Origin of the sequence: Xanthomonas sp. SHU 199, assembly GCF_000364665.1 — a bacterium.
Lineage (GTDB): Bacteria > Pseudomonadota > Gammaproteobacteria > Xanthomonadales > Xanthomonadaceae > Xanthomonas_A > Xanthomonas_A sontii.
The window spans coordinates 1-8735 of the sequence record NZ_AQOI01000591.1 but is presented as its reverse complement, the minus strand read 5'-3'; the positions used below and the strand labels follow the sequence as shown (position 1 = coordinate 8735).

Annotated in this window: 9 protein-coding genes and 2 pseudogenes; 3 read left to right on the top strand and 8 right to left on the bottom strand. The window is 69.6% G+C overall.

From position 1 onward, the window contains the following. The 3 genes and pseudogenes from D183_RS0117460 to D183_RS25130 form a co-directional block, all read right to left on the bottom strand. Positions 1–240 (bottom strand): annotated as a pseudogene (locus D183_RS0117460) (M2 family metallopeptidase); the annotation flags it as partial. Between the two features lie 125 nt (positions 241–365). Next, the gene (locus D183_RS0117455; RefSeq protein ID WP_017910135.1) at positions 366–2027 is read right to left on the bottom strand and encodes a phosphoethanolamine transferase; all 1662 of its coding nucleotides are present in this window, start codon (positions 2025–2027) and stop codon (positions 366–368) included. Continuing rightward, positions 2024–2803, bottom strand: a complete 780-nt coding sequence (locus D183_RS25130) for a phosphatase PAP2 family protein (protein ID WP_017910134.1) — start codon at positions 2801–2803, stop codon at positions 2024–2026. The genes D183_RS0117455 and D183_RS25130 overlap by 4 nt, the downstream gene beginning before the upstream one ends. Positions 2804–3106: 303 nt before the next feature. Between D183_RS25130 and D183_RS0117445 the strand changes: the two genes are divergently transcribed. Together D183_RS0117445 and D183_RS0117440 are read left to right on the top strand one after the other, a co-directional pair. Then, complete coding sequence (locus D183_RS0117445) at positions 3107–3808, top strand: response regulator transcription factor (RefSeq protein ID WP_010340248.1); 702 nt, start codon at positions 3107–3109, stop codon at positions 3806–3808. Next, entirely contained in the window at positions 3798–5111 is a 1314-nt protein-coding gene (locus tag D183_RS0117440) for a sensor histidine kinase (protein ID WP_017910133.1), read from the top strand. The genes D183_RS0117445 and D183_RS0117440 overlap by 11 nt, the downstream gene beginning before the upstream one ends. 10 nt (positions 5112–5121) lie before the next feature. Here the strand turns inward: D183_RS0117440 and D183_RS0117435 are convergent, their stop codons facing one another. The 5 genes from D183_RS0117435 to D183_RS0117415 all read right to left on the bottom strand — a co-directional run bounded on the left by D183_RS0117435 (position 5122) and on the right by D183_RS0117415 (position 8209). Continuing rightward, a complete protein-coding gene (locus D183_RS0117435; RefSeq protein WP_017910132.1) occupies positions 5122–5619 on the bottom strand; it encodes a hypothetical protein in 498 nt (165 codons plus the stop codon). 126 nt (positions 5620–5745) lie between these two features. Further along, positions 5746–6003, bottom strand: a complete 258-nt coding sequence (minE, locus tag D183_RS0117430) for a cell division topological specificity factor MinE (protein ID WP_017910131.1) — start codon at positions 6001–6003, stop codon at positions 5746–5748. Between the two features lie 2 nt (positions 6004–6005). Continuing rightward, positions 6006–6815 carry a septum site-determining protein MinD gene (minD, locus tag D183_RS0117425; RefSeq protein ID WP_010340244.1) on the bottom strand — a complete coding sequence of 270 codons (810 nt, stop codon included), beginning with the start codon at positions 6813–6815 and terminating at the stop codon, positions 6006–6008. 36 nt (positions 6816–6851) lie between these two features. Next, positions 6852–7613 (bottom strand): septum site-determining protein MinC, encoded by a 762-nt coding sequence (minC, locus tag D183_RS0117420; RefSeq protein ID WP_017910130.1) that lies wholly within the window; start codon positions 7611–7613, stop codon positions 6852–6854. A gap of 2 nt (positions 7614–7615) precedes the next feature. Further along, complete coding sequence (locus D183_RS0117415) at positions 7616–8209, bottom strand: GNAT family N-acetyltransferase (protein ID WP_010341204.1); 594 nt, start codon at positions 8207–8209, stop codon at positions 7616–7618. Positions 8210–8349: 140 nt separating this feature from the next. Here D183_RS0117415 and D183_RS25125 point away from each other — a divergent pair. Next, positions 8350–8735: pseudogene (locus D183_RS25125) on the top strand (sensor histidine kinase); the annotation flags it as partial.

Below are 8735 nucleotides of genomic sequence, written 5' to 3'. Positions count from 1 at the left end.
CGCCAGTCGCTCGCTGTCGCCGTTGATGTAGGTCGCCGACAGCCACTGCGCCGCGGTCAGTTCCGGCAGCAGCGCGCGGTACTCCTCGTTGATGCGGGCGACGAACTGGTCGGCGCTCTCGCCTTGGGGCTGGGCCGCGGCGGGGGCGGCGGTCTCGGCCGCCGGTTCCTTGCGGCAGGCGGACAGCGTCAGCAGGCTCGCGCCGAGGCACAGCGCGAGCAGCGGAGAGCGATGGGTCACGGCGAATCCTTGCAGGGCGATTGCCCGGAAGGCTAGTGGCCCGCCCGCACCGCCGCAAGTTCGGTGGTGCGCTCTGGGTCGCGCCGCCGCGTCCGCTTACGCCACGCCCGCGCGTGGGCCGGCGGTCATTGCGGCTTGGCGCACTGCGCGAACAGGTCGCGCGCGTGGTCGTAGACGCCGGTCCTGACCTGCATCAGGCCCAGCACCGACGGGAACAGGTTGTCCTGGTCGGCGTAGCGGCGCGACCGCGCCTGCAGGCAGGCCAGGTCCAGGCCGCGCGCGCTGGCGAAGCCGGGCGAGAACCACATCACCATCGGCACATGGGTCTGCTCCTGCGGCGCGATCGCGTAGGGCACGCCATGCAGGTACAGGCCCTTCTCGCCCAGCGACTCGCCGTGGTCGGAGAGGTAGATCATCGCCGTGTCGTAGTCGGGCATCGCCTGCAGCGCGTCGATGGTGCGCGCCAGCAGGTGGTCGGTGTACAGCAGCGAATTGTCGTAGGCGTTGGTGATCAGTTCGCGGCTGCAGTTGCCCAGGTCGGCGGTGTCGCAGGTCGGGGTGAAGCGGCGGAACGCGGCCGGGTAGCGCTCGAAGTAGCTGGGGCCGTGGCTGCCGAGCTGGTGCAGCACCACCACGCGGTCGCCGGGCTTGGCGCGCACCTGCGCGGCCAGGTCCTGCAGCAGGATCTCGTCCATGCAGCGTCCGTCCTTGCACAGCTGAGGATCCTTGGCGTCGTCCAGGTGCTGGATCTGCAGGCCGTCGCACACGCCCTTGCAGCCGGACTGGTTGTCGCGCCACAGCGTGCTGATGCCGGCGTGTTCGAGCACGTGCAGCAGCGACTGGTGCTTGCGGATGTTGCTCTCGTTGTAGTCGTGGCGGCCGAACGGCGAGAACATGCACGGCACCGACACCTCGGTGCTGGTGCCGCAGGAGTGCATGTCGGGGAAGTTGATCACGTCGCGCTTGGCCAGCTCCGGCGTGGTCTGCCGTGCATAGCCGTTGAGGCCCCAGTTCTGCGCGCGGGCGGTTTCGCCCAGCACCACCACCAGCAGCCGCGGCTTGCTGCCCGGCGCACGCGCGGTGGCCTTGGCGTCGTGCTCCAGCGGCAGTTTCGGCGCCTTGCGCGTGGGGCTGTCGGACTTGAAGTTCTGCCGCAGCGCGACCAGGTAGTTGATCGGCGTGGCCAGGTAGCGGATCTCGCGATGGTTGCGCATCATCGCCGACAGGTCCTGGAACGACAGCATCGCAGCGACGCCGCCCAGCGCCAGCATGCCCACCAGGAAGCCGGCGCGGATCGCCAGCGCCTTCAGCGGCGAACGCCGGATCAGCCGCACCCGCCACAGCACCAGGATCGGCAGCGCCGCGTAGAACAGCAGCGGCGCGATCAGCGCCGGGGTCATCAGCTCGCGCGATTCCTTGTGGTCGGTGGCCAGCACGTTGCGCAGCATGTCCGCGTCCAGGTAGACGCTGTAGCTGTTCATGTAGTGCGCGGCGAACGCGGTGGTGATCAGCAGCACCGTCAGCACCGGCTTGGCGATGCCGCGCCACAGCAGCAGGCCCAGCAGCAGGCCGTGCACCGCCAGCAGCAGCAGGAACAGCGACAGCGCCAGCTTGACGTCGCCGTCGTGGCCGCTCATCGCGCTGCGCCAGAACATGCCGTTGCAGGCTAGGGCGAAGAACGCGCTGGCCGCCAGCGCCAGCATCTCGTTGCTCAACTGCGGGCGCCAGGCCCACCAGCGGGCGCGGGAGGCGGTGGACGGCGAGGGCGGGGCGACGGAATGGCTCATGCGGCGGAATCGTTGGTAGTGGAAGGGCGTCGATCGGCCTGCGACAGGGTCGCGCGCGGCCACAGCATCGCCCGGTACAGGCCCAGTGCCACGCCCCAGCACAGGGCCAGCGTCCACAGGTCGTGCGACATGAAATGCGCGCCGCGCAGCTGTTGGCCGAGACCGAACAGCAGGCCTCCCCCGAGGCCGATCGCCAGCGCCGGCCAACGCCAGGCCGGCTTGAGCGCCAGCGCGACGAAGTACAGCCCCACCCAGGCATAGCCGGCACTGGAATGACCGGCGGGGAAGCATACCCCGCGCGGCATGCCCGCCGGGCGGGTCTCGAACAGGCCCACGAAGATCCGCTCGCCGCCATAGCGGACCAGGTCCCAGGGGCAGTCCATGTGGGTCACCGACTTCAGCAGCGACACCACGCCGGTGCTCAGCGCCACCGTCAGCAGCAGGTACAGCAGCGGCAGCCGGTAGCGGCGGGCATCCGGACGGCGCCAGGCCCACACCGCCAGCGCGGCGGTCACCGCCCATGCCGCCGCGCTCAGCATCTTGCCGTCGTGGTGGATCAGGCTACGGGTCAGCGCCGCATCCTTCAGCGCCCACTGCCCGCCTTCCCAGCGATACAGCAGGTCGGCGATCCAGAAATCCCCGCCCAGGCCCATCAGCAGGCCACTGGCCAGCAGCACCAGCGCCAGCGGCACCCACAGGTGGGACAGGTAGAAGTGCCGGCGTGCGCCGAGGTGGGGCGCCGCCGCAGCGGACAATCGCAGGGGCGTACTGAACATGGTCGACGAAGGCGGCCAGGGACGGCGGGAAAGTGGGGGCATGGTCGGGTTGAAGGTGTCGGATAGCTGTCGGAACTGCGGGTGAGAGGGCCGAGGCTTCAGCGAAGGTTGCGCACGGCCGCACTGATGCAAGCGCCGGGCCACGCGTGCCGGCGGCCGGCGCGAAAGGCAGCCTGACGGCGCCGTGTTGGGATCCTTTCCAGGTTTTATTGAGATTCGATCAAGGCGCGCGGCCGTTCTGACGGCGTTCCGACACGCTTCCGCTAGCATGGGCAGGTCCGTCCCCCGAATTCGAGCGCGCCCATGCGGCTGCTGGTCATAGAAGACAACCGGAACCTGGTCGCCAACCTGTTCGACTACTTCGAAGTGCGCGGTCACACCCTGGACGCGGCGCCCGATGGCGTGACCGGCCTGCACCTGGCCACCACCCAGCGCTACGATGCGCTGATCCTGGACTGGATGCTGCCGCGCCTGGACGGGCAGCAGGTGCTGCGTGCGCTGCGCGAGGAACACCATGCCGACGTGCCGGTGATCATGCTGACCGCGCGCGACGAGCTGCCGGACAAGATCGCCGGCTTCCGCGCCGGCGCCGACGACTATCTGACCAAGCCGTTCGCGCTGCCGGAACTGGAAGTGCGGCTGGAGGCGCTGCTGGTGCGCGCCAGCGGCCGCGGCCGCAGCAAGCTGCTGCGCGTGGGCGACCTGCAGCTGGACCTGTCCACGCTGGAAGTGACCCGCGGCGGACGCACCCTGCATCTTTACCCGGCCTGTCGCAAGCTGTTGGAGGTGCTGATGCAGGCCAGCCCGGCCGCGGTCACCCGCGACCGCCTGGAGCAGGCGCTGTGGGGCGACGAGCCGCCGGACGGGGACATGCTGCGTTCGCACATCTACGACCTGCGCCGCAGCGTCGATGGCCCGTTCGCGGCCAAGCTGATCCACACCCTGCCGCGCATCGGCTACCGCTTGGCGGTGGTCGGTCCCCACGAGGGCGAGCATGCCGACTAGGGCCGGCCTGCGGCAGCGGCTGACCCTGTGGCTGGTGGGCTACGCGGCGCTGCTGTCGCTGGCGGTGTTCGTGCATGGCTACATCGTCAACGACCAGGCCGAGCAGCTCACCTGGCGCTCGTTGCTGACTTCCGAACTGGACCACTTCCTGGCGCGCAGCGCGGCCGACCCGGACTATCGCTGGATCGACACCCGCACCGTGAGCCTGTACGGCGACGAGGGTGGCGCACCGCTGCCGCCGGCAGTGACGGCGCTGGGTCCGGGCCTGCACGACGAAGTGCAACTGGAAGGCAGCGAGAAGGTGGTGCTGGTGCAGGACGTGCGTGGCCGTCGCCTGGCGCTGGCGCTGGACATCACCGAACTGCACGACCACGAGGACAACCTGGCGCTGTGGATGCTGGTGTCCAACGCGGTGGCGGTGCTGCTGCTCGGCGCGCTGGTGGCCTGGGGCATGGGCCGGGTGGTGCAGCCGCTGATCGACATGGCCCAGCGCATCGGCAGCCTGCGCCCGGACCGGCCCGGGCAGCGCATCGAGGTGCATCCGCGCGCCAGCGCCGAGCAGGTGGTGATCGCCGAAGCGCTGAACGATTACCTGGCGCGCAACGACCTGTTCGTGGAGCGCGAGCGCGCCTTCATCGACAGCACCAGCCACGAACTGCGCACGCCGGTGGCGGTGATCGGCGGCGCCGCCGAGCTGGCGCTGGAGCAGCACGACGTACCGCCCAGCGTGCGCAACCAGTTGCTGCGCATCCGCCGTACCGCCAGCGGCGTCGGCCAGCTCATCTCGCTGCTGCTGGTGCTGGCCAAGGATCCGGCGCGGATGGCGCGCGGCAGCGACCTGGTGCGGCTGGACCAATTGCTGCCGGAGATCGTCGAGGACCACCGCCACCTGTGCGCGGACAAGCGCCTGGAGCTGGCCCTGGCGCCGATGCCGCCGTGCGAGGTGGAGACGCCGCTGGCGATCCTGCAGGTCGCCATCGGCAACCTGTTGCGCAACGCCATCGAGAACAGTGACAAGGGGCAGATCCAGATCACGATGTTGGCGCCGGGCGTGGTCTGCATCGACGATCCCGGCCACGGCATGAGTCCGGAAGAGATCAGCGCGATCTACATGCGCATGGCGCGCGGCGGCGGCAGCCGCGAGGGCAGCGGCATCGGCCTGGACCTGATCGCGCGGCTGTGCGAGCACCTGGGCTGGGCGCTGCACCTGGATTCGCTGGCCGGCAGCGGCACCCGCGCGACGCTGGACCTGAGCAGCGCGCTGAAGCGCCCCGGCGCGTCGCCGCCGTCGCCCGCGTCGTAAGGACGACGGGCTAGGCTTGCGCCGGCAGCAGCCCGCGTTGCGCCAGCCAGGCGCGCGCGTCGTCGGCGTCCTGCTCGAACCAGGCGCGGGTGGAACCCAGCCGGTAGGTGTAGCCCCACGCGTCCATGTCCGCCATCAGCCGCGCACGGCCCACCCCGGGCAGGGCGTCGGCCAGCACGATCTGCAGGTAGCAGGTGGCGTCTTCTTCTTCCACCGAGTCGGTGGCGTCGGTATGCACCTGCGCGCGCCGCTGCGGCGGCAGCACGATCAGGTGGCAGGCTTCGTGCAGCAGCGAATGCACCGGCGTGTCGTCGCGCACGTAGACGTCGCTGGCGATCACCCCGGCCTCCGGCTCGCCCCAGTAGCTGCCGGGAATGGCGGCGCCGTCGGCGACGCGGTGCAGAGCCAGGCCGTAGCCGGCCAGCAGCGCGCGCGGCGCGTCCAGGCCGATGGCGCCCACGGTCAGCACCTGGGCGGCGGCAGCGGGAAGGGCGGCGTCGGTCTGCATCGTGTGGAGGTCGTCGGGATGGAAAAGGCGCGGCGGGCGCGCCCGATCACGTCAGGCACAGCGCGTCGCGGCGCCGGCCCGGATCGGCGCGTCAGCCGCGGCGGCTGCCACGGCCGACGCGCGGCCTCAGGGCGTCGGCCCTTCCGGCAGGGCGACGGAGATGTCGAGCACGTCGTGCTCGCCATCCTTGACCAGGTCCACCTTGACCGCGTCGGCGTCGATGTTGACGTACTTCTTGATCACTTCCAGCAGCTCGCGCTGCAGCAGCGGCAGGTAGTCCGGGCCGCCGCGCTGGCTGCGTTCCTGCGCGATGATGATCTGCAGGCGGTTCTTCGCGGTCTCGGCGGTGTTCTTCTTGGTCTTGAGGAAATCGAATAGTCCCATGCTCACCCTCCGAACAACTTGGTGAAGAAGCCCTTCTTCTCCACGGAGATGAAACGCATCGGACGTTCCTCGCCGAGGATGCGTGCCACGGCGTCCTCGTAGGCCTGGCCGGCCGGGGATTCGGCGTCCAGGATCACCGGCTCGCCCTTGTTGGAGGCGTTGAGCACGTCGCCGGATTCGGGGATCACGCCGATCGCCTTCAGGCCGAGCACTTCCTCCACGTCGCCGATGCTGAGCATCTCGCCGGTTTCCACGCGCGCCGGGCTGTAGCGGGTCAGCAGCAGGAACGCGGGCAGGCTCTTGCCGCTCTCGGCCTTGTGGGTCTTGGAGTCGAGCAGGCCGAGGATGCGGTCGGAGTCGCGCACCGAGGACACTTCCGGGTTGACCACCACCACCGCGCGGTCGGCGAAGTACATCGCCAGGAACGCGCCCTTCTCGATGCCGGCCGGCGAATCGCAGACGATGTAGTCGAAGCCGTCGGCGGCCAGGTCCTTGAGCACCTTCTCCACGCCTTCCTGGGTCAGCGCGTCCTTGTCGCGGGTCTGCGAGGCGGCCAGCACGAACAGGTTGTCGAAGCGCTTGTCCTTGATCAGCGCCTGCTTCAGCGTGGCTTCGTTGTGCACCACGTTGACGAAGTCGTACACCACGCGGCGCTCGCAGCCCATGATCAGGTCGAGGTTGCGCAGGCCCACGTCGAAGTCGATCACGGCGACCTTCTTGCCGCGTCGCGCCAGCCCGCAGGCCAGGCTCGCGCTGGTGGTGGTCTTGCCGACGCCGCCCTTGCCGGAGGTGACAACGATAATTTCAGCCAAAGGACTATCTCCTGATACGTTCGAGGTTGGGCCGCGTCAGTCTTGCGCGGCGATCATGATCTGGTCCTGCTCCAGCCAGACCTGGACGGCCTTGCCACGCAGTTCCTTGGGAATATCGTCCAGCACCTTGTAGTGGCCGGCAATGGCGACCAGTTCGGCGTGGAAGTCGCGGCAGAAGATCCGCGCCTCGGTGTTGCCCTGGGCGCCGGCCAGCGCACGGCCGCGCAGCGTGCCGTAGATGTGGATGCTGCCGTCGGAGATCACCTCGGCGCCGGCGCCGACGGTGGCCATCACGGTCAGGTCGCAGTTCTCCGCGTACAGCTGCTGCCCGGAGCGCACCGCGCTCTTCTGCATGCGTCCGGGTTGCGGCCGCGCCGCCGGAGCAGGCGGTGGCGGAGGCGGGGGCGGCGGCGAGACCGGTGCCGCTGCCGCAGCGGGCGCGCCGCCATCGAAGCGCTCGTACTGCGCACGGAACTTGGCCAGCAGCGGCAGCCCCAGCGCCACCGACAGTTCCTCGATCTCGCGGGTGCCGTAGGCCAGCGCCACCGGCAGCACGCCGGCGTCGCGCAGCCCGTCCAGCAGCGCCTGCGCGGTGGCCACGTCCGGGGTCTGCGCCAGGCCGCCGAAATCGATGATCACCGCGGCCCGGCCGAACAGCTTGGGCGCGCGCTGCACGCGCTCGCGCATCTCCTGGCTCAGCCGCGCCACGTCCAGCGTGCGCACGCGCAGGTTGGCGATGCCGACCTGGCCGATCTTCAGTTCGCCGGCCTGCTCGAAGTCCAGATTCACCGACGACACGCTCAGGTCCCGGTCGGGCGCTGTGCCCGCTGCAGACGATGGGCGTGGCCGGCCCAGGGCAGGTCGGGCAGGGTGTCGCCGTAGGTTTCGCGCACCCAGGCGTAACTGCACAGATCCTTCAACAGCATGCTCGCACGCACCTCCACTTCGTTCATCGTGTTCTGGCCCACTTCGCGGAAACCGAAGCTGCCATGGAACAGCAGCGCCGCATCGGCGCCGTGATCCAGGAAAACCTCGCACGCCAGTTGCGGGTAGCGCAACTCGGCGTAGCTCTGCACGTCGGCGTAGAACGCCCGGCCGACGCCGCCGCCGCGGCGGCGGCTGGCCACCACGATGCGGTCGATATAGAAAAACTGCGGGTAGCGCTCGCGGAACCAGGCGAAGTTGCTGCTGTCGTGGTCGCTGTCGCTGCCGAATCCGACCAGGAAGCCGGCCAGGTTGCCGTCGCGCTCGGCGACGCGGAAGTACTCTGCGGTTTCGTAGAAGCGGTGCAGCTTGGCCGAATCCAGCGGCAGGATCGCCAGTCCGGCGTTGTTGTTCAGGGCCAGGACCGAATCGAGCTCGTGCTCGCGCACGTCGCGGATGACGATCGACATTGAGACTCCATTGCTGATGCGCGCGCGGCCCCGTGCGGGCCGCAGGGGCGGATTATCGCACGCGCGACCCGGGGCGGCGAGCCGCCCCGGCATGACTTCCGTGGGAGTGCAATGCGCGCCGTTCATCCTAAGATGGCTGCATGTTGGGATATCTCAGCCATACCCGCGTCCTGCGCTATGCCGGCCTGTTCACCTGGGCCGTCATCTGCATGCCGTTGCTGTACCTGTACTGGGAGCCGGTCGAGGAATCGGGACGGATGCCCAGCGGCGAGGTGTGGCTGCTGCTGACCAGCTACCTGGGCTTCGGCGTGGTCTATTTCCTGCTGACCCGACGCCTGCACAGCGGCGACGGCGTGCGTTGGTACGACCGCGGCATGCTGGTGCTGCTGACCATCTGCGCGCTGGCGGTCGGCTACCTGCACCGCTCCGGGCTGGGCAGCATCCTGATGATGGTCGCGGCCGGGGTGATCCCCTGGCTGCTGCCGGTGCGCGCCGGCGTGGCCTGGTTGCTGCTGAGCCAGCTGGC